20 protein-coding genes and 1 tRNA gene are annotated in these 20,469 nt (G+C 59.5%); 8 read left to right on the top strand and 13 right to left on the bottom strand.

Annotated elements, in window-relative coordinates; translation table 11 throughout:
- Window positions 1–317 precede the first annotated feature (317 nt).
- On the top strand, window positions 318–1,463 hold the full coding sequence (locus tag HMPREF2712_RS04330; RefSeq protein ID WP_070819374.1) for a DNA-3-methyladenine glycosylase family protein: 1,146 nt from the start codon (window positions 318–320) through the stop codon (window positions 1,461–1,463).
- 96 nt (window positions 1,464–1,559) lie between these two features.
- Here the strand turns inward: HMPREF2712_RS04330 and trxA are convergent, their stop codons facing one another.
- From trxA to HMPREF2712_RS04315, 3 genes are all read right to left on the bottom strand, one after another.
- Window positions 1,560–1,937, bottom strand: coding sequence for a thioredoxin (gene trxA / locus HMPREF2712_RS04325; protein WP_012902990.1), 378 nt, complete (start codon window positions 1,935–1,937; stop codon window positions 1,560–1,562).
- Window positions 1,938–2,317: 380 nt separating this feature from the next.
- A tRNA-Tyr gene (locus tag HMPREF2712_RS04320) sits at window positions 2,318–2,399 on the bottom strand.
- A 237-nt stretch (window positions 2,400–2,636) separates the two neighbouring features.
- Window positions 2,637–3,023 (bottom strand): hypothetical protein, encoded by a 387-nt coding sequence (locus HMPREF2712_RS04315; RefSeq protein WP_005508323.1) that lies wholly within the window; start codon window positions 3,021–3,023, stop codon window positions 2,637–2,639.
- Between the two features lie 141 nt (window positions 3,024–3,164).
- Here HMPREF2712_RS04315 and HMPREF2712_RS04310 point away from each other — a divergent pair, with 141 nt between their 5' ends.
- A complete protein-coding gene (locus HMPREF2712_RS04310) occupies window positions 3,165–3,656 on the top strand; it encodes a YajQ family cyclic di-GMP-binding protein (protein ID WP_070819373.1) in 492 nt (163 codons plus the stop codon).
- 211 nt (window positions 3,657–3,867) lie between these two features.
- Here HMPREF2712_RS04310 and htpX read toward each other — a convergent pair whose 3' ends face one another.
- Both htpX and HMPREF2712_RS04300 read right to left on the bottom strand, forming a co-directional pair.
- A complete protein-coding gene (gene htpX / locus HMPREF2712_RS04305) occupies window positions 3,868–4,752 on the bottom strand; it encodes a zinc metalloprotease HtpX (RefSeq protein ID WP_070819372.1) in 885 nt (294 codons plus the stop codon).
- A gap of 139 nt (window positions 4,753–4,891) precedes the next feature.
- Window positions 4,892–5,155, bottom strand: a complete 264-nt coding sequence (locus tag HMPREF2712_RS04300; RefSeq protein ID WP_070819371.1) for a hypothetical protein — start codon at window positions 5,153–5,155, stop codon at window positions 4,892–4,894.
- Window positions 5,156–5,348: 193 nt separating this feature from the next.
- Between HMPREF2712_RS04300 and HMPREF2712_RS04295 the strand changes: the two genes are divergently transcribed.
- A complete protein-coding gene (locus tag HMPREF2712_RS04295) occupies window positions 5,349–5,939 on the top strand; it encodes a Fur family transcriptional regulator (protein ID WP_070819370.1) in 591 nt (196 codons plus the stop codon).
- A gap of 103 nt (window positions 5,940–6,042) precedes the next feature.
- On the opposite strand, the gene HMPREF2712_RS04290 is transcribed toward HMPREF2712_RS04295, so the two are convergent.
- Window positions 6,043–7,377 (bottom strand): SseB family protein, encoded by a 1,335-nt coding sequence (locus tag HMPREF2712_RS04290; protein ID WP_070819369.1) that lies wholly within the window; start codon window positions 7,375–7,377, stop codon window positions 6,043–6,045.
- A gap of 280 nt (window positions 7,378–7,657) precedes the next feature.
- Between HMPREF2712_RS04290 and HMPREF2712_RS04285 the strand changes: the two genes are divergently transcribed.
- Window positions 7,658–9,001: a DUF6882 domain-containing protein gene (locus HMPREF2712_RS04285; RefSeq protein ID WP_070819368.1), complete on the top strand. Its 1,344-nt coding sequence runs from the start codon at window positions 7,658–7,660 to the stop codon at window positions 8,999–9,001.
- Window positions 9,002–9,154: 153 nt separating this feature from the next.
- Window positions 9,155–10,141 carry an EamA family transporter RarD gene (gene rarD, locus HMPREF2712_RS04280; RefSeq protein WP_070819367.1) on the top strand — a complete coding sequence of 329 codons (987 nt, stop codon included), beginning with the start codon at window positions 9,155–9,157 and terminating at the stop codon, window positions 10,139–10,141.
- 91 nt (window positions 10,142–10,232) lie between these two features.
- On the opposite strand, the gene HMPREF2712_RS08925 is transcribed toward rarD, so the two are convergent.
- The 4 genes from HMPREF2712_RS08925 to HMPREF2712_RS04265 form a co-directional block, all read right to left on the bottom strand.
- Complete coding sequence (locus HMPREF2712_RS08925; RefSeq protein ID WP_080974200.1) at window positions 10,233–10,376, bottom strand: methionine/alanine import family NSS transporter small subunit; 144 nt, start codon at window positions 10,374–10,376, stop codon at window positions 10,233–10,235.
- Between the two features lie 8 nt (window positions 10,377–10,384).
- Entirely contained in the window at window positions 10,385–11,968 is a 1,584-nt protein-coding gene (locus tag HMPREF2712_RS04275) for a sodium-dependent transporter (RefSeq protein ID WP_049353824.1), read from the bottom strand.
- A 381-nt stretch (window positions 11,969–12,349) separates the two neighbouring features.
- Window positions 12,350–13,411, bottom strand: a complete 1,062-nt coding sequence (locus tag HMPREF2712_RS04270; RefSeq protein WP_070643047.1) for a polyprenyl synthetase family protein — start codon at window positions 13,409–13,411, stop codon at window positions 12,350–12,352.
- Window positions 13,412–13,465: 54 nt separating this feature from the next.
- On the bottom strand, window positions 13,466–14,197 hold the full coding sequence (locus tag HMPREF2712_RS04265; RefSeq protein ID WP_049349165.1) for a demethylmenaquinone methyltransferase: 732 nt from the start codon (window positions 14,195–14,197) through the stop codon (window positions 13,466–13,468).
- A 255-nt stretch (window positions 14,198–14,452) separates the two neighbouring features.
- Between HMPREF2712_RS04265 and HMPREF2712_RS04260 the strand changes: the two genes are divergently transcribed.
- From HMPREF2712_RS04260 to HMPREF2712_RS04250, 3 genes are all read left to right on the top strand, one after another.
- Window positions 14,453–15,292, top strand: a complete 840-nt coding sequence (locus HMPREF2712_RS04260; protein WP_049349163.1) for an ABC transporter substrate-binding protein — start codon at window positions 14,453–14,455, stop codon at window positions 15,290–15,292.
- Window positions 15,293–15,424: 132 nt separating this feature from the next.
- Window positions 15,425–16,228: an amino acid ABC transporter permease gene (locus HMPREF2712_RS04255; RefSeq protein ID WP_070819366.1), complete on the top strand. Its 804-nt coding sequence runs from the start codon at window positions 15,425–15,427 to the stop codon at window positions 16,226–16,228.
- A gap of 34 nt (window positions 16,229–16,262) precedes the next feature.
- Window positions 16,263–17,042, top strand: a complete 780-nt coding sequence (locus HMPREF2712_RS04250) for an amino acid ABC transporter ATP-binding protein (RefSeq protein ID WP_049343223.1) — start codon at window positions 16,263–16,265, stop codon at window positions 17,040–17,042.
- 100 nt (window positions 17,043–17,142) lie between these two features.
- On the opposite strand, the gene HMPREF2712_RS04245 is transcribed toward HMPREF2712_RS04250, so the two are convergent.
- The 3 genes from HMPREF2712_RS04245 to HMPREF2712_RS04235 form a co-directional block, all read right to left on the bottom strand.
- A complete protein-coding gene (locus tag HMPREF2712_RS04245) occupies window positions 17,143–17,976 on the bottom strand; it encodes an oxidoreductase (protein ID WP_070819365.1) in 834 nt (277 codons plus the stop codon).
- 224 nt (window positions 17,977–18,200) lie between these two features.
- The gene (locus tag HMPREF2712_RS04240; RefSeq protein WP_049327511.1) at window positions 18,201–18,578 is read right to left on the bottom strand and encodes a cupin domain-containing protein; all 378 of its coding nucleotides are present in this window, start codon (window positions 18,576–18,578) and stop codon (window positions 18,201–18,203) included.
- Window positions 18,579–18,746: 168 nt separating this feature from the next.
- Window positions 18,747–20,429 carry a phosphatase PAP2 family protein gene (locus HMPREF2712_RS04235; protein ID WP_049356277.1) on the bottom strand — a complete coding sequence of 561 codons (1,683 nt, stop codon included), beginning with the start codon at window positions 20,427–20,429 and terminating at the stop codon, window positions 18,747–18,749.
- Window positions 20,430–20,469 lie beyond the last annotated feature (40 nt).

Raw genomic sequence — 20,469 nt, 5'->3', positions numbered from 1 at the left:
TGTGTCCGGGCTACAGGCGCCCACAGAACGGGTGGAACGCGTCGCCTTTGTCGTTGCCGGTGGCGGAGTTTGCGTTCGTTCTCGCTCTACCCTTTAGGGTATCGCATTAGCGCTGTGCCTGCCCTTCCTGCGCTTTTTGTATCTTGTCCCTCAAATATCTGCCCCGGATGTTGTTGCCCGGTTTGGGCGCATAGACTGGTGTGGTGAGTACGTTTCCTTCCTCAACCCCCGGCGGTGTCACCCCTAACTGTGCGGCCCTTGACACCCACCCGGTAGCGGGTGCTCGGCGCATCCGGCATCCTTTAGCGGCAGCTGGTGTGCCTTATGCGCCAGCGCTTGCGGATGTTCTTCACGAACCGCGCGTTCAGGTTCGTACTCTCTCCCCCGCTGTTTCGTCTCTTCCGGGCGCTCTGAGCCCGGAGGTATGCGAGGTTGTGATTGAGCCGCATGTTCCGGTGCAGTTGTCGCAGACGTTGGGGTCGTTGCGCCGCGGTGCTCAGGATCTTTCGTATCGTGCGCTGAGCCGCGCGGATGGTGCCGAGAGAATCTGGTTGACGGCTCGCACGCCGTTTCATGAGTTCCCGGCGGTGCTGTACGCCGAACGATTGGCGCAGCCAGCTAAGCTTCCCGAGACTCTCCCCTCCCTGCATCGCCTGCTGATGCGCCCGGTGCGTATTCGTATCTGGGTTTCTTATAGTGCCGCTGATCAGCAGATGCAGGCGCGAGCCGACCTTCAGGCGCTAGCGCAGGAAATGACGTACTGGCTGGGGTTGCACGACCCCGCCGAACAGTTCGGTGCTCTGTCTTCTTTTGAGTCTCTTCCGCCGCGTGTTCAGCAGGCGTGGCGGCAGAATCCGGGGCTCCGCCTCAGCGCTTCGGGGCAGCTGGACCGGCAGATGCTCAACGCCATTGTGGAGCAGCGCATCACCCAGACCGAAGCGTTCAGGACCTTAGGCTGGGTTCTGCGAAAGTACGGCTCCCCCGCCCCTTCGACCGGGCTGGGGCATCAGCCGGAGGGGATGCGCGTCTACCCAAACGCCCGGACCCTGGCGACGATTCCTACCTGGGATTGGCATCGGGCTGGCGTTGATAAAAGCCGCTACGATGCCGTGTACGCTTACGCTCGTTCCGCAGAGTCTCTAAAAAACATTGCGGCAGAAGGCGACGTCGCACTTCTGGCGCGGAGCCTGCACGCTGTGCGCGGCGTGGGCCCGTGGAGTATTTCCGAGGCCCTGCAGCGTGTGTGCGGGCACCCGGATGCCATCAGCGTGGGCGACTATCATCTAGCGCACGCGGTTGGTGAACTGTTCACCGGTCAGCGCACCGATGATGCGGGAATGCTCGCCCTACTTGCGCCCTTTAGCCCGCATCGGCAACGTCTGGTGCGGCTCATGCACGCTTCGGGCTTCTCAAAGCAGCGCTACGGGGCGCGCATGTGCATTGAGGATCACCGCGACCGCTAACGTTCCTGCACCCTCACGAGGTTAAAAGGGGACGGGGCGCCCCAGCCGGTTGTGCCGGCGGGTGCGCCCCGTTCAAGCTCTTTTGTGGTGGTGAGCTTACTTCTTCTCTGCAGAGCCCTCTGCTGCTGCAATCTCTGCACGGACCTTATCCATGTCGAGCTCGCGAATCGAACCGATTACGGTCTCCAGCTGGTCTTCGCGCAGTGCGCCAGCCTGCTGGTAAACCAGGATACCGTCACGGAAGCCCATGATGGTGGGGATGGAGGTGATGCCTGCTGCCTGAGCGAGCTGGCCCTGGTCCTCGGTGTCGACCTTGCCGAAAACAATGTCGCTGTGCTTCTCCGAAGCCGCCTCGTAGACGGGGGAGAACTGCTTGCAGGGACCGCACCAATCTGCCCAGAAGTCCAGGAAGACGATGTCGTTGCTCTCGACGGTAGCAGTCAGGTTCTGCTGAGTAATTTCATTAGTAGCCATGAGATAAAGCTACACCCTCAAGACCCCAATCGCTAATTGTTCGCTCTGGGATTCAAACATGTGAAAGATATGACAAATTGCGGTCATAGTAAATACTTTTTGCGGCTGTTTCAGCCGGTTCACGGGCGTGTCGCGAATACTCTGGCGAATGCCCTCGTAGCCGAATGATGGACGCGCCCGACCCGGCGGGCAAAGCCCCTTGGTCGTCCCCTACAGCATCCTGAGGAAAGCCCCCAATGCGGGCACCAAGAAAATACGGGCGCAACCATGAAAGACCGTTGCTGTGGAAGATCACCGCGGTGGAAAGCGGCTGCGGAATCCGCTATAAAACTGGTTTTAGATACACAAAAGCCCGGTTACTTTCGTAACCGGGCTATTTGTGGCAGGTGAGGGATTCGAACCCCCGTAGGCAGTGCCAGCTGATTTACAGTCAGCCCCCTTTGGCCGCTCGGGTAACCTGCCGCCTAGCTAGGTGCTAGTTGCTCGCTCAAGCGAACAGAGACTACTCTACAGCAGTTTTAGGGACTTGTACACTTCACATAGAGTTTTGTGACGAAGGTTATATATCTGGTTGTATTTATCGTCTTTTCGTCACACAAGAGCGTCAGCGCACGCTCACCGCGCGCCCATATCTATCGCAGCGCCCACGCTCTCACCTTATGAATAAAGCCGCGAATAAAGCCACCGCCTACAGCAGTTTTAGAAGGAGCGGGAAGGAGTATCGCCATCCTGCTCAAGCAGAAGCACAATCTCCAGGTGCTCCAGATAGCGGCGCGCCTGCTCCACGGTGCACATGTCACCGGCAATCTCACGCTCCAGGTCACGGCGAACGCCACGGAAACGCGCCACCAGCGAAGGTTCCGTCAGAGTGATACCGATACCGTCAAAGGGAGAAGGCTCAGCATCTTCCTCGTGCAGATCAAGATGAATCTCGTGGTGGTCAGATTCGTTGAGACGCTCCGCCTCAGGAATACCCTCGGGCTCAGCACCCAGAGAGGTATGCAAGTCAATGAAGAGCAGGGTTTGCAGGTCGCGAGCTTCCTCGCTCGTGCGCAGGTCCGTTACGGACAGGTTAGGAGTGGTCATATTTCTATTGTCCTCTTTTAAGGTTAGTAACGCCTGTAAAACAGGCTCGTTATTCTGATAGTTAGCTGTGAACAAGAGCCCCAACCCGGTAGGCTAGTACTAACTGGTGCCAGTAGCACCTCATTCACGAAAGGAAAGCCCATGGCTAGCGAATCGTCATTCGACATTGTGTCCAAGGTGGACAAGCAGGAAGTTTCCAACGCACTGCACCAGGCGCAGAAGGAAATCTCCCAGCGTTACGACTTCCGCGGCGTAGGTGCAGAAATCGACTACTCCGGCGACAAGATCCTCATCAAGGCAAACGCCGAAGAGCGCGCCCTGGCAGTGCTCGACGTTTTCCAGTCCAAGCTGGTCAAGCGCGGCATCTCCCTGAAGTCCCTGGACTCCGGCAAGCCCTACGCATCCGGCAAGGAAACCCGCATCGAGTGCTCCATCAAGGAAGGCATCGCGCAGGATCAGGCGAAGAAGATCTCCAAGATGATCCGCGAAGAGGGCCCCAAGGGCGTGAAGGCAAACATCCAGGGTGATGAACTGCGCGTCTCCTCCAAGTCCCGCGATGACCTGCAGGAAGTTATTGCAATGCTCAAGGCCGCCGACCTTGAGGTTGACCTGCAGTTCGTCAACTACCGCTAAGCGCAGGCACTCCCCCGCCATGGGTGAGGGAGGCGGTTAGAAGCCAAAATGCAAAATCCTCGGGGTGGCTACTTCCACAGTAGCCACCCCGAGGATTTTTGTCTGCCAACCCGTCATCGCGGGTCATAATCGTCACGCCGGGTCATATTCGTACAGCGTCACATGCATACAGTGACACACTCGCGCCCGGATGATTCAGCGAAGAAAAGACTTAGTACTGACCCATCTCACGAGCCTGCTGCTGCAAACGCGCAATACGCTGGTCCATCGGCGGGTGAGTAGAGAGCATGTTCTTCAGCGAGCCGAAGGGATTCGCAATCATCATGGCGCTCGCCGCCTCCGTGTTGCGGTTGTTCGGGTCCATCGGATACATGGACACACCGCTCTCCAGCTTGTTCAGCGCCGAAGCCAGAGCCAGCGGGTCGCCGGTCAGACGTGCACCGTCCTCGTCGGCATCAAATTCGCGGGTGCGGCTAATAGCCATCTGAATGACCTGAGTAGCAATGGGAGCCAGCAGCGCAATCACAAACATGGCGAGAGGGTTCGAGCGTTCACCGTCGCGGCTGGAACCACCGAACATCGCGCCAAACGAAAGGATCTGCGCAATCGTACCGATGATGGAGGCGATACCCGCCGCCACCGAAGAGGTGAGGATATCGCGGTTGTACACGTGCATCAGCTCGTGGCCGAGCACGCCGCGTATCTCGCGCTCATCCAGCAACTGCAAAATACCCTCGGTGCAGCACACCGCCGCATTCTGCGGGTTACGACCGGTCGCGAACGCGTTCGGAGTCATGGTCGGTGCCACGTAAAGAGCGGGCATGGGCTGACCCGCGCGGGAGGACAGCTCCTCCACGATGTCGTAAAGCACCGGAACCTCTTCACGGCTGACCGGGTACGCGTTCATGGAACGCAGAGCAAGCTTATCGGAGTTCCAGTAGGTGTACGCGACCGAACCCAAGCTAAACAGGCCCATAACCCAGATGAAAATAGAGGTGCGGAAAGTCGCCGAAAGCAGGCCACCGATGAGCAGCATCATGCCCACCATGGAGCCCATCAACAGGGCAGTTTTCAGTCCGTTGTTATGGCTGTGCATGGGTATCCTCCTGAACAATTAGGTCAGTGTGTACAGCGTGTACTTGACTCTATAGAATACGTGCAAGCACCCGCGGGCGCACCTTATGGCACGCGGATTCACCCAGAGCGTCACCCATGCACCGAAAGCTCAAGAGGGATTAGGGAATGGCGCCCGGAATATTCACCAGGGGCACCTGCTCCAGCACCTGTGCCGTAGCAGTCGGAAAAATACCGAGCAGCAGAATCGTGCTGTAAGCACCCAGGAAAAGGATGAAGAGCAGGCCGAGCATCAGCTGACCCTCCAAATCAAAACCGGTGGTGGTGCTACGGTACTGACCGTAAATCACCGGGGTCACGATGGGCACGCCAAAGAGCAGAATCATCAGCAGAATGTAGATAGGGTTTGTGAAGTCGTACGCCATGACCCTGTCCTCCTTGATGATGCTCGTCGGTACGGGTACTCTAGGTTCTTTGATTGTACGGCATCTCTTCACACCCGAGGCCGGGGTGAGGAGGGGCGCCACAGAGTGGATGAAAGGGATGCCCTGCCGGCTTATTATGAGCTTTTCATAAAATAATGATGAATTTCTCATAATAATGTGTAGACTTAAACCTATGACCGACGCAAAGACAACCTCCGATACGAAAAAGACCCAGAACCCAGACCATCACAACACCGGTTGCGCCCACACCACCGGCCTGCCCCTGCTCTCAGCAATGAGCCCCGAACAGCTCGAAGAAGCATGGACCACCGGTCTGCGCACCAAGGGCCGCCGCGTCACCAAGCAGCGCCTCGCCGTACTCCACGCAGTGCAGGAACACCCGCACTCCACCGCCGACACCATCGTGCAGGCAGTCCGCGAGCGCATCCCCGCCATCACGGTTCAGTCGGTCTACGTTATTCTTGCCGACCTGACCGATATCGACCTGCTGCGTAAGTTCGAGCCGCCGGGAACCCCCGCCCTCTACGAAACCCGAACGGGCGACAACCACCACCACGCCTTCTGCGTACGCTGCGGCAAGGTCGAAGACGTGGACTGCGCGGTTGGCTCCGCACCCTGCCTGACCCCCAGCGATTTTCACGGCATGGCGCTCTTCAGCGCAGACGTACTCTACCAGGGCGTGTGCGTAGACTGCCAGACCGAACAGGAGGCGGCTCTCGCCCGAACCCAGCAGGAGGCGGCAGCGCGCATCCTGGCGGCATAGCCTGAGGAATACGTTGGCTCGGTCATGAGAGCTCTTAAACCGTTGAGGCGGCGACACTACTCGTGTCGCCGCCTCAACGGTTTAAGTTATTTAATGCAGGAGCTTAGGCACCCATACGGGGCTGCGAGCCCACAATCTCCAGCAGTTCGCGGATCTGCGCCGCGGTCAGCACCGTGGAGGGGTTAATCGCGTTCACCTTCACACTCGGTGCGCCAATCTCCAGGGCGTAACGCAGAATATCCAGGGCGTTCGCCGAACGCACCTCAATATGCGGGTCCAGCGCCGCAATCTCAATGGGCGAGGTGAACACCAGCAGGCTCTGAGGGTTGCCGTTCTCATCCGGGTCAAAGACGAAGGAGGTACCCGACGGGTCAGCCGGGTCAACACCCACCAGCAGCACGGATGCCGGGGAGACCAGCGAGCCGAGCAGCATCTGCATGTTGTCCTGGGTCAGCGCCAACTTCGCACCGTCATTGCGGGGAGAAGTGACAATCCACTGCACCTGAGCCCGCTCAATGTAGCACTCGTGGTCGGTGCCGGGGTCAACCACAATCAAGTCCAGCGCCTCGTTGTTGAGGAAGTCAATGAAAACCTTCATCGCCGGTTCACGCAAAATCAGCTCGTCGCCCTCAGATTCCTGACGCACGTAGCTCTTGCCAATGTGCTCGGAGGAGGAGAACACGCACAGAGCCTGCATGCCGGTCTCGGGCATGCGAATGACCTGGTGGGTCAGCACCGATTCGGGGCCCATCGGGTCGGTCTCGGACGGAATCAGCAGGGAGCCGGTCGCATCCAGCAGAACGTCACCGCCGAGCATGGTACGAACCACGTTAATGAGGGTTCGCTCCTGCACATCGTTACGGAAGGTCTCCAGAGCGGCAACCAGGTAGGGGTTCGGAATCTCGTGCTCGCTCGAAGACAGCGCCGCAGCGGCAGAGTGGCGGGCGCGACCCTCCATACGTTCACGAGCCCACTGCGGGATACGCGACGCATCACGCGGGAACTCAGCCAGGTGCTCACGCACGTCGGTCGCGGTCAGGGTGCCCTCATTCTTCCAGCTGTCGGGCTCATCGTCACGGTTATAGGAGGCACCCACGCTGAACTGGGGGTTGGGCCAGCCGGTAGCCGCCACCACGATGGAGGCGGTGAACCAGGTGCCGCGGTTACCGTCGTAGGCGGCACGCTGCAGCTTGCGGACCTCAGCAATAATGGGCGAGCCGTCCTTGAGCGGGCCGATAGTGCCAATGAACTCTTCACCGTCGCGGAATTCACGCACACGCACGAAAATCTGACCTGCCAGAGGTTTGACGTCCAGCACCATTTCGCTCCAGCCGGGGTCAACACTAACGACATCCAGCAGCCAGCTTCCAATGTTGTTCAGCGCATCCTGAATGCGCGCGGCGCGGCTACTCGTCTCGGCAAGGCGGGGTTCAGTCATAGTTCATACATCCTTGAGTGTGAATACGGCGCGGCTGGAGGCATCCGTGTTCGGTCGTATCAGTCGGCTTACAGGGTGCCGGAAGAAGCCGTCACTTCGATTCTAACGAACACGGGCACTCCACGCAGATAGTTTACGCCGAAAGATATATGCTCTACCTCTCCCCTGCACCTCTCCAGGCGGCCCATTCGACCCTCTTAACGTCCAATACGCCTAAAGCGCACCCCGAAACCGGGGATACACGGCATAGTGAACGCTAAAAGGTTGATAATCTTGAAGCATGACGAATTCTCTGCAGGACCTTATCGACGCATCGATCTTTATCTCCACCGAGTACCAGGCTCGACTCGCTGAGCTCGTGGGTACCTCCGAGTGGAACGTGGACTTCACCTCCCAGTCTCTGGACTTTGAGACCACGCCCCCGCTTTCGCTCAAGCCGCACCTGCTGGGCACCGAATCCGAGAACCGCGGTACTTGGATTTGGTCTTGGCAGCAGCTGGGCTACTTCCCCGACTCCGTTGTTTCTGCCGCTATTCAGGCGCGCGAAGCCGGTGAGCGTGACGGCCTGACCGAGCTGACCACCGACGAACTGCCCCTCTCCGAGTCCCTGGCACGCCGACTCACCCTGGCAACCAAGACCATCAGCGGCCTGTACGCACACTACCCGCTACCCGCGGGTGCTGGCGTGCGCGCATGGACCCTGCTGGAGGGTGCTGAGCTGACCCTCGAGGCACCGACCTACAAGGGTATCGGCCGTGTCATCGCGAAGACCCTGCAGAGCGAAGAGATTCACAACCAGGTTCTGGCGGTGGACTCCTACGCTCAGCAGCGCGGCTTCCACATTGCCTGGGACACCGAGGCAACCGCCGTGCTGACCGCAACCGACGGCGCGCTGCGCCTGTGGTTCGACGACGGCCGAATCAGCGGCATCGAGCAGGCTGAGCCTCAGGTTGGCCCCGAGGTTCTGGAGCAGTGCGCAGCCGCTGCCGCTCAGCGCCGCGAATCCCTCGCCGCACTGCGCGCCGAGATTGAGCGCGTGGCAGCCGCAGAGGCAGCCGCTCAGAACGCACAGCGCGAGCAGGAGGCGGCAGAACGCGCCGCCGCACGTGCCGAGGCTGAGGCTGAGCGCGCTGTCGAGATTGCAGAGCACGCACCGGTCGCAGAGACCGAGGTGCCCGGCGTCGAGAGCACCGAGAACCTCTACCCCGCCGACGAGGCTCCCTTCGATCAGGAACCGGCAGAGCACGCAGAGCCCGGCCTGGTCACCGTGGAGACCCTGCCCGGCGAGTACGAGGCAGAGGAAACCGAGCAGGCTCGCGTCTACACCGACGAGTCTATCGGTGCCGAGCAGCCCGAGTACGAGACCGTTGAGGCTTCCGTAGAGTACGCTGATGAGCCGGTCGCAGCTGAGCCTGTTGCTGAGCAGCCCGCCGAGGCCGAGCACTACGAAGAGCACGCAGAGTACGAGGAGCAGCACGTGGAGCCCATCCGCAACGCTGGTGCAGCTCCCGACCTGCAGGCAGAGCACGAAGAGGCAGCCCGCCGCAAGCAGGAAGAAACTGCACGCCGCGAGGCAGAGCAGCCCAAGAAGAAGGGCTTCTTCTCCCGCTTCTTCGGCCTCTAAACCGAATACACAGCAACACTTCAGGCGCGGTATCCTCGTGGTACCGCGCCTGCGGCGTTCTTGGAGGTATTCAACCCTCTACGTACGCAAGCGCCGAATCGACGATTAGCATTAGAAGAACGTAACCGAAGAATCAGATCAGAAGAAGAAACGATGTCAGAGACTCAGAAACACGCCACCCGCAACGGGTTTATCACCATCATCGGCACCTACCTCATTTGGGGCATGCTCCCCCTGTACTTCGTGCTCATGGCTCCCGCCAGCCCCATCGAAATTGTGGTGGCGCGAGTAGTCTTCTCCCTGATTTTCTGCGCCATACTGCTACCGCTGGTGCGCGCGACCGCGGACTTCCGTCGCGTTCTGCGGAACCGCCGCGTCATGCTGGTACTGACGGCTGCATCGTTCCTCATCTGCGCGAACTGGCTCATCTACGTGGTGGCGACAACGACCGGCCACACGATTGACGTGTCCCTGGGCTACTTCATTAACCCGCTGGTCTCCGTGGTGTTGGGCGTGATTTTCCTGCAGGAGCGACTGCGCGCCGCACAGTGGGTGTCCGTGGCAATCTCGTGCCTTGCCGTGCTGATGATGAGCCTCATCTACGGGCAGGTGCCCTGGACGGGCCTGGGTGTGGCGTTCTCCTTCGGCATTTACGGTCTGCTCAAGGCGCGTATCGCTCACGAGGTGAGCCCCATTGTTTCGCTCTCCCTCGAAACGCTGATCCTGGCGCCCTTCGGCGTTGCCGCCCTCTTCGTGCTCAACGCGCAGGGTCAGATGACCCTCCTCAGCGAAGGCGCCGGTCACTTCTGGCTTCTCGCTTCCACCGGCGTGGTCACCGTTGTGCCGCTTATGCTCTTCGCCGCGGCAACCAAGGCACTGCCGCTCTCAGTCATCGGCATGGTGCAGTACCTGGGCCCGACCATCCAGTTCATTCTTGCCATCACCGTTCTGCACGAGCAGATGAGCCCCGATAAGGTGCTGGGTCTGAGCCTCATCTGGATTGCGCTCATCATCTTCACCGTGGATGCGCTGCGCGCCTCCCGCTCTTACCGACCCTCCGCGCTGTCCGACCCGGAAACCGGCATGATTCCGCTGGTCAGCACCGACAACGCACAGGCTGAAGACGTGCAGAGCAAGTAGCCCCCAACGCCCGCGTAAAACGCCCATATAAACACAGTGATGCCCCGCTGGCTAACGCCTGCGGGGCATCACTTTATGTCGCGTTCACACGCTAAAGCTCAGAGCCCTGAGCCTCAGCAGCATCATCGAGAGCATCCAGATCCGGGTGACGGTGCAGGTTCAGCAGAGCCAAACCCAGGCCACCCCAAATGATCAGGATTGCCACAATGAGCATCACAATTGCGGAGATAGACATGAGGGCTCCTAACGGGTAATGGTCGAATCAACGTGGCTGTGCTCCACCTGACCGGCAATCACCGGAGGTGCCGGCGGCTCTTCAGCCGCACGAGACTTCTTCGACCAGGGCAGAAGAGAAACAACAATCGCGCCAACCACCAGGAGTGCGCTCATGCCCCAACCGAAGATTGCCAGCATATCCGCCGGGTAACCCTCATAGGGGGTTGCAATCAGCTTGATGACGCTCTGAATCAGGGAGTAGCCCAGAACCAGCGGGGTCACAACAGCCAGCAGGACCATCCAAATCTTGCCAGCCTTGATGGAGGAGTAACGGTTCAGGTGCTCAGCCAGAGCGGGCAGTGCACGCACCACGTAAGCGACCACGATAATGGCGCACAGGCCGGCTGCCAGAATACCGAAGAGGTTCACGAAGTTATCGAGAATGTCGAGCACGTACAGGCCGGTGGTGGTCGGCATCAGCAGTAGCGAAATCACGGCAACCGGAATAATCACCAGAGCGGTGGAGGCAAGACGCGAAGTCGCGAACTTGTCCTGAACACCCGCAATAATCACCTCAAGAATCGAAATGAGGGAGGTGAAACCAGCAAAGAGCAGGGAGCCGAAGAAGAGGACACCAATCAGCACGCCGCCGGGAGCCTGCGAAATAATGGTCGGGAACGCGATGAACGCCAGACCAATACCGCTGGTCGCAACCTCGCTCACCTGAGTGCCGGCAGCCTGAGCCATGAAGCCCAGCGCCGAGAACACACCAATACCCGCCAGCAGCTCGAAGCCGGAGTTCGCAAAACCAACCACAGCACCGGAACCGGTCAGGTCAGCCTTGGGCTTCAGGTAGGAGGAGTAGGTAATCATGATGCCGAAGCCAATGGACAGCGAGTAGAAAATCTGGCCGTACGCTGCAACCCACACGTCCGGGTTAGCCAGCGAATCCCAGCTGGGGGTGAACAGAGCGTTCAGACCGTCGGCAGCACCCGGCAGGGTCAGGGAGTAAATCACCAGGCCGACAAACATGACCAGCAGCAACGGAATAAAGACGACGTTGGCAGCGCCCACACCCTTCTGAACACCCAGAGCCATCACGGCAAGCAGCACGCCCCACACGAGAATCATGGGAATCAGGACGTTCATGTTGAAGTCCAGGGAGACACCGGGGTTGTCTGCAACCTTCAGGAACTCGCCCTGGAAGAACGCCTTCGGGTTATCACCCCACGCGTTGGTGAAGGAGAAAACCATGTAACGCAGCGACCACGCCACAATAGCGGCGTAGTAGATAGCAATCACGAAGTTAATACCCATGTGCCACCAGCCGATGAACTCGGTCTTACGGTTCAGACGGCGGAAAGCCAGCGGGGACGACGCACGCGCACGGTGACCGATCGCGTAGTCAAAGAACAGGAAAGTCAGGCCAGCGGTCAGCAGGGCGACAATGTAGGGAATCATGAAGGCGCCGCCGCCGTTATCAAATGCGATGTAGGGGAAACGCCAAATATTGCCCAGACCAACAGCAGAACCGATGGCGGCAAAGATAAAGACGCGACGGCTCGAGAAGCCTTCGCGCTTCGTGGGCGCCTTAGGGGTAGATGCTCCCATAGTTGTAAACCTCGAATGTGTGGGGACGCGGATGGTTGGTGCGAGAATAACCCGTCAGGGTGGTTGGGCTCAGCTCGCGTCCAGAAATAGTAAACGGCTCTCCAACACGGGTTGGGCGTGGGAGCCGTCGAACGCTTAAGGGGTGGATGTGCACCTCAGGCATGCCTATAAGGTTTACCTTAAAGGCATATGGCGGTCAAGGAGACCCCAGCATACGGAACTTTTCGGGAGGCAGGGACTGCACCTAGCTCTCCCAAAAACCGGTACTGACTAGCCTAAATACAGAAAACCCCCGCCGAATCCAGGCAGATTCAGCGGGGGTTTTGAAGTATGAGACGCATCAGCACCTACGCCAGCGCATACGCTACGTGGTGAGGTATTTTAGCCTTCGCGGTGAACCACAGCGTGAGCGAAGGACTCCAGCGCAGCCTTCGCGGTAGACTCGGGCAACGGAGCAATCGCGGCAATCGCGCGGTCCGCCCAGTCGTAAGCAATCTGCCATGCTTCCTGGGTGACCGGGTGGGCGGCAAGCGCCTCCACAGCGGTCTCCAGAGCCTCGTCGGAGCTGAGGTCGGCATCCAGCAGTGCACGAACCTTGATAGCAGATTCGTCGCCGGCGGCTACCGCACGGTCCAGCAGGATGGTCGGCAGGGTCGGCACGCCCTCGCGCAGGTCGGTGCCGCGGGTCTTGCCGCTGGTCTTACCGTCGCTCACAATGTCAATCACGTCGTCAGCCAGCTGGAACGCCACGCCCACCAGCTCACCGTACGCCTTGACCATGGAGATAACATCTTCGGAAGCGCCCGAAAGCAGGGAGCCGTACTCGCCAGCTGCGGCAATCAGGGAACCGGTCTTACCCTCAATGACCGCGATGTAGTGGTCCAGCAGATCCTGACCCTCACGGGGGCCGGTGGTCTCAAAGAGCTGACCGAGCACCAGACGCTCAAAGGTCTGGGACTGAATCTTCATGGGGCGGGTGCCCAGCTCGGACACCAGCAGGGATGCGCGGGAGAAGATCAGGTCGCCGGTGAGAATCGCGACGGAGTTGCCCCAAATCATCTGGGCGCTGTCCACGCCGCGGCGCTTGGGGGCGTCGTCCATCACGTCGTCGTGGTAGAGGGTTGCCAGGTGGGTCAGTTCAACGACCACGGCGGCTTCGATAACCTCGTCGTTGATTTCGCCGTCGACAGCTGCCGAGAGCAGTGCCAGCAGGGGACGCACGCGCTTGCCGCCCGCAGAGAGCAGGTGACGGGATGCGACATCCGCAAGGTGGTCGGTCTGGGCGATCGCCTCGGCCAGGCGCTCCTCAATACGCGCGAGGGAGGAAAGAATCTGCGGACCCAGCTTGGGGTCTGCGGCGATGAGTTCGAAGCCTGCGGGAAGCTTCAGGTCGAGGTCTCCCAACAGGTCGGTTGCGGCAATGGGCTGCTCTGCGTTGCTCACGGTGTCTTCTATCTTCTTGGTGTTGGTGTCTTCGGTGGTGTGTGAACGCGGTGTCTATGCGTTGTGTGCTTCAGGCTTGAAACCGCGGTGAATGGCGACGATGCCGCCGGTGAGGTTGCGGTACTGCACGGAGGTGAAGCCCGCCTCCTTGAACTTCTGCGCCAGTTCCTGCTGGTTGGGCCAGGCGATGATGGACTCGGCGAGGTATTCGTAGGATTCGGGGTTGGAGGAGATTGCGCGGGCAATCGGCGGAATCGCCTTCATGATGTAGTTCTTGTAGACCGCGCCGAAGGGGGCGAAGGTCGGGGTGGAGAACTCGAGGATGACGATGCGTCCGCCGGGCTTGAGCACGCGGTAGATTTCGCTCAGCGCTTTGGGGTAGTTTGCGACGTTGCGCAGGCCGTAGGACATGGTCACTGCGTCGAAGGTTTCGTCGTCGAAGGGTAGGGCTGTGACGTCTGCCTGCACGAAGGTCATGTCGGGGCGACGGCGGCGGCCCACATCCAGCATGCCTTCGGAGAGGTCTGCTGCGATGACGTCCACACCGGCGTCGGCGAAGGGTTCGGAGGAGACGCCGGTACCTGCGGCTACGTCCAGCACTTTCTGGCCGGGGTGCGCGTCGACGGCTGCGACTGCCTGCTTGCGCCAGTAGATGTGCTGGCCGAGGGAGAGGATGCCGTTCATGAGGTCGTAGCGTTCGGCTACGGTATCGAACATGGCGGCGATGTCGCTGGTTTTCTTGTCTAGGGTTGCGCGGGTTGCGCGGGTGTTCTTCTCTGCGTTCACGCTCTCAATTGTGGCATGGAGGTTACTAGATTCGATAGTTGGGTAAACCGTAGTAGTGTCGCACGGTGCGTTAAGGTGCGTTCTGAAGTGGTTTTCGAGTCGCTAATTCGGGGTTTTATTCAGTTTTTGGGGGTGTAAATTATTCATATTCAGCAAAAATTTATGAATATTTATGTATATACTTGCATTTTTTAACATAGGCGCGCACAATAGACCATAGATTTCATAGAGCACACCCCACACAGGAGCATCCCAATGAACACCGCAATCCTCAAGAAGGCATCCCTTAAGCCCCTCGCACTACTGGCAGTACTGCCCCTAGCGCTGACCGGCTGCGTCTCCACCGCCAACGAGAACTCCGACGCCAACGGCGAGGTCAGCCTCGTCAAGTCCGGCACCCTCAGCGTCTGCACCAACACCCCCTACAAGCCCTTCGAATACGAAGAAAACGGCACCATCGTCGGCCTGGATGCAGACATCGCCAACGCTATCGCCTCTGATCTGGGCGTGAAGGCTCAGCTGACCTCCATCAGCTTCGAGGGCCTGGACTCCGGAACCGGCCTGGCCACCGGTCAGTGCGATATCGCCCTTGCGGGTATCGGCGTGACCGACGAACGTAAGAGCAAGATGGAATTCACCACCGTCTACTTCGACGACAACCTGGCAATCCTGGTCCCCAAGGGTTCCTCCATCACCTCCGCCGCAGACCTGAAGGGTGTCAGCGTTGGTGCGCAGCAGGCAACCAGCGGTGAAACCTACGCCAAGGAAAACGGTGCAGAGGTCATCCAGTACGAAGACACCTCCCTCATGTTCTCCGCCCTGAAGACCGGTCAGGTCAAGGCAGTCGCAGCGAACCTCTCCGTGGTATCCGAGGCACTGACCAACGACCCGGACTCCTTCAAGATCGCCTACCAGGATTCCGAGAACACCGAGCAGATTGCCGCAGCAGTTTCCTCCAACAACAAGGCACTGCTGACCAAGGCAAACGCTACCATCGCCAAGCTCAAGGAAAACGGCGAACTCGACAAGATGAAGGCCAAGTGGGTTGGTGCCACTTCCTCCACCTCCGCGAGCGCCTCTTCCTCCGCTTCCTAAGCATCTAGCCGGTTAGTCTCTCCCCCAATTCAGGAGTACCCTTATTACTTTTGGGTTGGGGGATTCTCCGGCCTCTATCCTTGTGAGCGTATAAAACGCTCTTGACCGAACAGCACACGGATAAGAAAGCGCATGTCCTCTAAACTCTCACCCCGTCAGAAGCAGAAGCTCTTCCGCTACGCACAGTACGCCCTTCTGTCAGTTATCGCTCTGGCAGCCATTCTTTTGGCTGACTGGAAGACCCTCAGCCAGCAGGTATTCAACCTGGACGTTGCGGCTCAGCAGTTCCCCGACGTCATCACCGTGGCATTGAAGAACACCCTGCTGTACACCACCTTGGGCTTCATCGTGGGCCTCTCCGGCGGTCTGCTGCTGGCGCTCATGCGTATTTCCTCTATCGCTCCCTACCGTTGGATTGCAACCCTGTACGTGGAGCTTTTCCGCGGCATCCCGGCGCTGCTGGTCTTCTTCGCGTTCGGTTACGGTATTCCCCTGGCATTCAAGATCCGCTTCGTGGATAACCTGATTCCGGTGACCCTGTCCCTGGGTATGGTTTCGGCTGCTTACATCAGTGAGGTTCTGCGTGCGGGCCTGCAGGCGATCCCGAAGGGCCAGATGGAGGCGGCACGCTCCCTGGGTATGTCCCACACCCGCGCGATGATCTCGATCATCATCCCGCAGGCCTTCCGCGTGGTGCTTCCCCCGCTGACCAACGAGGTTATCCTGCTGACCAAGGACTCCTCTCTCGTCTACCTGTTGGGCGTGACCGTATCGCAGTACGAACTGGCAAAGTTCGGCCGTGAGGGCCTGACCGCCGCTAACGCAGGCCTGACTCCCCTGGTGGTCGCCGGCCTGTGCTACCTCATCATCACCGTCCCGCTGGGCCAGCTCTCCGCATACTTTGAGCGCCGCACCCAGCTGACCGGCCGCAAGTAAGCGCAACGACGAGACAGAACGGATTACGGATACTATGACTGCTTCAACTTCATCCATGGCCGCCTCCTCGGTGCGCATTTCTAACCTGCACAAGTCCTACGGCAAGGTCCAGGTGCTCAAGGGCATCGACATGGAGGTTGCCCCCGGCGAGGTCGTGTGCCTCATCGGCCCCTCCGGTTCGGGCAAGTCCACCCTGCTGCGCTGCGTGAACCTACTGGAGGAGCCGAACGACGGCACCATCATGGTGGGCGATACCGAGGTCACCGACCCGGACGTGGACATTAACCGCGTGCGCACCCACATGGGCATGGTGTTCCAGCAGTTCAACCTCTTCGGTCACCTGAACATCCTGGATAACTGCACGATTGCCCAGATTAAGGTGCTGGGCCGCTCCAAGGAGGAGGCGGAGGCTGTGGCCCTCGAGCAGCTCGCTAAGGTGGGCCTGGCCGGCAAGGAAGACCGTTTTCCCGCTCAGCTTTCCGGCGGCCAGCAGCAGCGTGTGGCCATCGCCCGTGCGCTCTCCATGCACCCCGACCTGATGCTTTTTGACGAGCCCACCAGTGCGCTGGACCCGGAGATGGTCGGCGAGGTTCTGAGCATTATGCGTAACCTGGCCGACGAGGGCATGACCATGATTGTGGTGACCCACGAGATGGCGTTCGCCCGCGAGGTGGCCGACAAAGTCGTCTTCATGGCCGACGGCGTGGTCGTGGAGGAAGGCCCTGCCGACCAGGTGATTGGCGCCCCCAAGCACGAACGCACCCGGGCTTTCTTGGCTCGAGTGCTCGATCCGACCCACGCGGTTGTAAACTAGTAGTAGCTCTTGAAAATATAGCGGGCGGTGCTGTACGAAACATTCTGTTTCGCGCAGCACCGCCCGCTTTTTAATGCTCTAGTTCGCCGCTATTTCGGTTCTAGAAGATACGGCGCGCCACCTTGTCAAAGAGACGGTCCGGTAGCACGGTATGCAGGAACACGGAGGGCTTAGCACCGAAACCTACCAGGTAGCGGGTCTTGGGGCGGCGCGCTTCCAGGGCTCGCAGAATAGCGTTAGAGATAACCTTGGGCTCTGAAAGGTTGGAGGACGGCGAGTAGAGCTTACGCATATTTGCCGCAACGCGCTGTGCCTGAGCCGCGTAGACACCGTTTCGGGAGGATTCCTCGAGGTGGTCTGCCGCGATGAGCCCCCAGGGGGTCTTGATGCCGCCGGGCTCGATAATGACCACGTCAATACCGAACTCTTCAACCTCCATGCGCAGCGCAGCGCTGAACGCCTCGAGAGCGTACTTGGTGGCGTGATACCAGGCGCCCAGGGGCGAGGTAATACGCCCCGCCATTGAGGAGATGTTCAGGATGCGCCCGCTGCCCCGTGCGCGCATATGCGGCAGCACCAGCTGGGTGAGGCGCGCCAGGCCGAAGAGGTTCACCTCGAACTGGCGGCGTGCCTCGTCGATGGGGACGTCTTCAATGGCGCCGTAGGATCCGTAGCCTGCATTGTTGATGAGTACGTCAATGCGGCCTTCTGCGTCAATGATCTGCTGTACGGCGGCTTCCATGGATGCTTCATCGGTAACGTCCAGGCTGAGCGCTTTCACACCCTCGGAGGCGAGCTCTTCAATCTTCTCAACGCGGCGGGCGGCACCGTAGACGGTGTATCCGTAGCGCACCAATAGCGGCGCCACGTCGTAGCCGATACCGGAGCTGGCGCCGGTGAGAAGAACGACGGGGCGTTGCAGTGACTTGGGCATTGCGTATCCTTTCGGGTTGCTCCCTGTGATGTTAGCGGGAGTGTACTTCTCAGGGTACGCCCGCGCGGGGGCGTACGAGCATGCAGAAAACTCAGGGCGTAGCGTGAGGGTATTCTCGCCGACATATATGAGGGCAGGAGGACAGAGAAAAAGCTCGCCGCGACATCCTGTGCAGATGCGGCGGCGAGCTAAGGTTTTGGGGTCAGGGGTTTTGGGGCCGGGGATTAGACCTCTTCGACGTCAATATTGACCTTGGGTTCGGGGTGCGACTCGCCGGTCAGCATGGTCACCAGCAGGGTGGAGTCCTTGACGGCGCGCAGGGAGTGCAGAAGTTTGGCGGTCACGTGAATCGGCTTGCCGGGCACCAGGGTAATATCGCGGTCCTTCACGTGGAAAATCACCTCGCCCTTGAGCACCTGCACAAAGATGGGGTGCACGCTGTGGTGCTCGTGCCAGGACTGGCCTGCAGCCAGTTCCATGAGGGTCAGGTTGCCGCCGTCGGCATCAACAATCTTGCGGGCCTGGGGCTTATCTTCAAAGGGGGTCAGCGCTTCGGTGAGCTGGGGGAATACGAGGACGCGGCCTTCATGGGTACCTGCCATGGTACGCACCTTTCTCTTTAGGGGTGAGTGAAAGGGGGCGCGCAACCCCCTCCATAATATTGGTATTAAAAATACTAAATTTATTATATTGTATTCCCCTCCCCGCAACTGGACAATACCTCAGCTCACATCAAGCTGAAACACCCCGAGCAGGGAGGGGAATAACATCTACTGATAACTCCACACCTTCGAATAGGCGGAGCGATTACTATTACGCGGACGCAACAGGTTCACCATCAACGCCGTCGTACCAAAGCTCACCGCAATAATCATGCAGGTCGCCGCGGTAAACGCACCACCGGGAATCGGCGCAAAAATCGCAATCAGATACAGGATGACCGCGCAGAACGACAGGAACAGCGTCGCAATCGTCATCAACGGCACCAGCACCAAACCACCGCGCGCCGGCACCGCAAAATCTGCCGGACGCACATAACGCAACACGCCCATACCCACGACCGTCCAGATGGCGGTGACCAGAATAGCGGTCACCACATCCGCCGGGCGATGCCAACCGTTAATAATCGTGGAGGCACCCGTCAGGCAGGTCGCCAACGCCGCGCAGAGAGCCACCGTGGGCCGCAAAAAACGAGGCGCCGCCAGGAAGAGCGCCGCGCCAGCCGCCGCCGCGAAGGTCGTGTGGCCACTGGGCGCCGAGTTGCTCAGCGCCTCCTGAACACCCAGGTCGGGCTTCACGATCAGGTAGTGCTTGAGCAGGTACGTGCTCGTCACCGCCGCAGCCCCAACTAGCACGCCAATCAGCGAGGGCAGGAACCGGTGCTTCCAAATCAGCACCGCAATCAGACCCAGCACCGCAATCACACCAACAATCGTGGGTAAAGAATCCAGCGCAGTCAGGGTCGGACCGCGGTAACTCTTGAACTGATGCGCATACTCGGTGTACGCCTGCTCATCAACCTGCTGGCCGGTCGCCGTGTAAATGAAGAACACAAACGCACCGTAGAGAGACAGACCCAAGAACAGCAACGCCATCACGTGACGCATCAAAATACCGGTACTCGGAAGATGATGCCCCTGCTCTTCGCCGGGACGATTCACCGGGCGGCCCGAAGCATCCACGGGAACCTGACCGGTCTGAACATACGCACCGTTCGGGTAGGCGGCGGCAGGATACGCCTCGGGAGGATAAGCCACCGGCTGCGGAGGCATCGCACGCGTGGGAAGAGGCTGTTGAGCACCCATCTGAGGCGCACCCATTGGGGAAGCACCCATCTGATTGTTCAGCGGGAAACCGCTCACCGGAGGCTTCGGCGGGTCCAGACGGCGCGTAGCTTGCATCGGTTCATCCGCGCTGTAGTTCCCCTGAGAGGCGCGTTCCTGCGGCGAGGGAATCGTCTCAGGAATCTTAATGGGGGCACGGTAAGCGCGCGGCAAAGGACGAGTCGCGCCAATAACCTCTGAGGTGTCGGGGTGCGAAGAAATAACTTCGGTATTCGCAGATTCAGCGTTCGCGGAACCGGTATTCATGGAACCTGCAGGCGCAGTTTTGTTAGCCGGCGAGGAACCGTAATCCGTCAAAACTTTCGTGCGGTCATCACTGTGCGTAGCGGCATGGGTAGCCGTTTCGTGGGAGGTGAGCACCTGGGTAGCGTCCTGATAATCGGAGAGAACCGCAGTCGGATCCTGATAATCAGAAAGCGCCTGAGTCGGGTCCTGATAATCAGAGAGCACCGCAGTCTCATCAGAGGAAAACACCGTAGTGGGCGCATTGTCAGCAGCGGCCGCATGCACATCAGCGGGGTGAAGCACACTGGTAGCATCGAGGTTTTCGGAGCTCTCCCAACCGGAGTTTTCCGAACCCGATGTATTTGCCGGTGTTTTCTTCTTCATAACCCTTTGTACCTTCTCGCCCTCATGTCTGTTAGTGATA

Source organism: Rothia sp. HMSC064F07 (assembly GCF_001837265.1).
In the GTDB taxonomy this organism is placed as follows: domain Bacteria; phylum Actinomycetota; class Actinomycetes; order Actinomycetales; family Micrococcaceae; genus Rothia; species Rothia mucilaginosa.
This window is presented reverse-complemented; position numbering and strand designations above follow the sequence as displayed.

Bases quoted from the DNA above. Each gene is read 5' to 3' on its own strand.
- trxA (WP_012902990.1), bottom strand. From the start codon at position 1,937: ATGGCTACTAATGAAATTACTCAGCAGAACCTGACTGCTACCGTCGAG.
- HMPREF2712_RS04315 (WP_005508323.1), bottom strand. From the start codon at position 3,023: ATGACCACTCCTAACCTGTCCGTAACGGACCTGCGCACGAGCGAGGAA.
- HMPREF2712_RS04310 (WP_070819373.1), top strand. From the start codon at position 3,165: ATGGCTAGCGAATCGTCATTCGACATTGTGTCCAAGGTGGACAAGCAG.
- htpX (WP_070819372.1), bottom strand. From the start codon at position 4,752: ATGCACAGCCATAACAACGGACTGAAAACTGCCCTGTTGATGGGCTCC.
- HMPREF2712_RS04300 (WP_070819371.1), bottom strand. From the start codon at position 5,155: ATGGCGTACGACTTCACAAACCCTATCTACATTCTGCTGATGATTCTG.
- HMPREF2712_RS04295 (WP_070819370.1), top strand. From the start codon at position 5,349: ATGACCGACGCAAAGACAACCTCCGATACGAAAAAGACCCAGAACCCA.
- HMPREF2712_RS04290 (WP_070819369.1), bottom strand. From the start codon at position 7,377: ATGACTGAACCCCGCCTTGCCGAGACGAGTAGCCGCGCCGCGCGCATT.
- HMPREF2712_RS04285 (WP_070819368.1), top strand. From the start codon at position 7,658: ATGACGAATTCTCTGCAGGACCTTATCGACGCATCGATCTTTATCTCC.
- rarD (WP_070819367.1), top strand. From the start codon at position 9,155: ATGTCAGAGACTCAGAAACACGCCACCCGCAACGGGTTTATCACCATC.
- HMPREF2712_RS08925 (WP_080974200.1), bottom strand. From the start codon at position 10,376: ATGTCTATCTCCGCAATTGTGATGCTCATTGTGGCAATCCTGATCATT.
- HMPREF2712_RS04275 (WP_049353824.1), bottom strand. From the start codon at position 11,968: ATGGGAGCATCTACCCCTAAGGCGCCCACGAAGCGCGAAGGCTTCTCG.
- HMPREF2712_RS04260 (WP_049349163.1), top strand. From the start codon at position 14,453: ATGAACACCGCAATCCTCAAGAAGGCATCCCTTAAGCCCCTCGCACTA.
- HMPREF2712_RS04255 (WP_070819366.1), top strand. From the start codon at position 15,425: ATGTCCTCTAAACTCTCACCCCGTCAGAAGCAGAAGCTCTTCCGCTAC.
- HMPREF2712_RS04250 (WP_049343223.1), top strand. From the start codon at position 16,263: ATGACTGCTTCAACTTCATCCATGGCCGCCTCCTCGGTGCGCATTTCT.
- HMPREF2712_RS04245 (WP_070819365.1), bottom strand. From the start codon at position 17,976: ATGCCCAAGTCACTGCAACGCCCCGTCGTTCTTCTCACCGGCGCCAGC.
- HMPREF2712_RS04240 (WP_049327511.1), bottom strand. From the start codon at position 18,578: ATGGCAGGTACCCATGAAGGCCGCGTCCTCGTATTCCCCCAGCTCACC.
- HMPREF2712_RS04235 (WP_049356277.1), bottom strand. From the start codon at position 20,429: ATGAAGAAGAAAACACCGGCAAATACATCGGGTTCGGAAAACTCCGGT.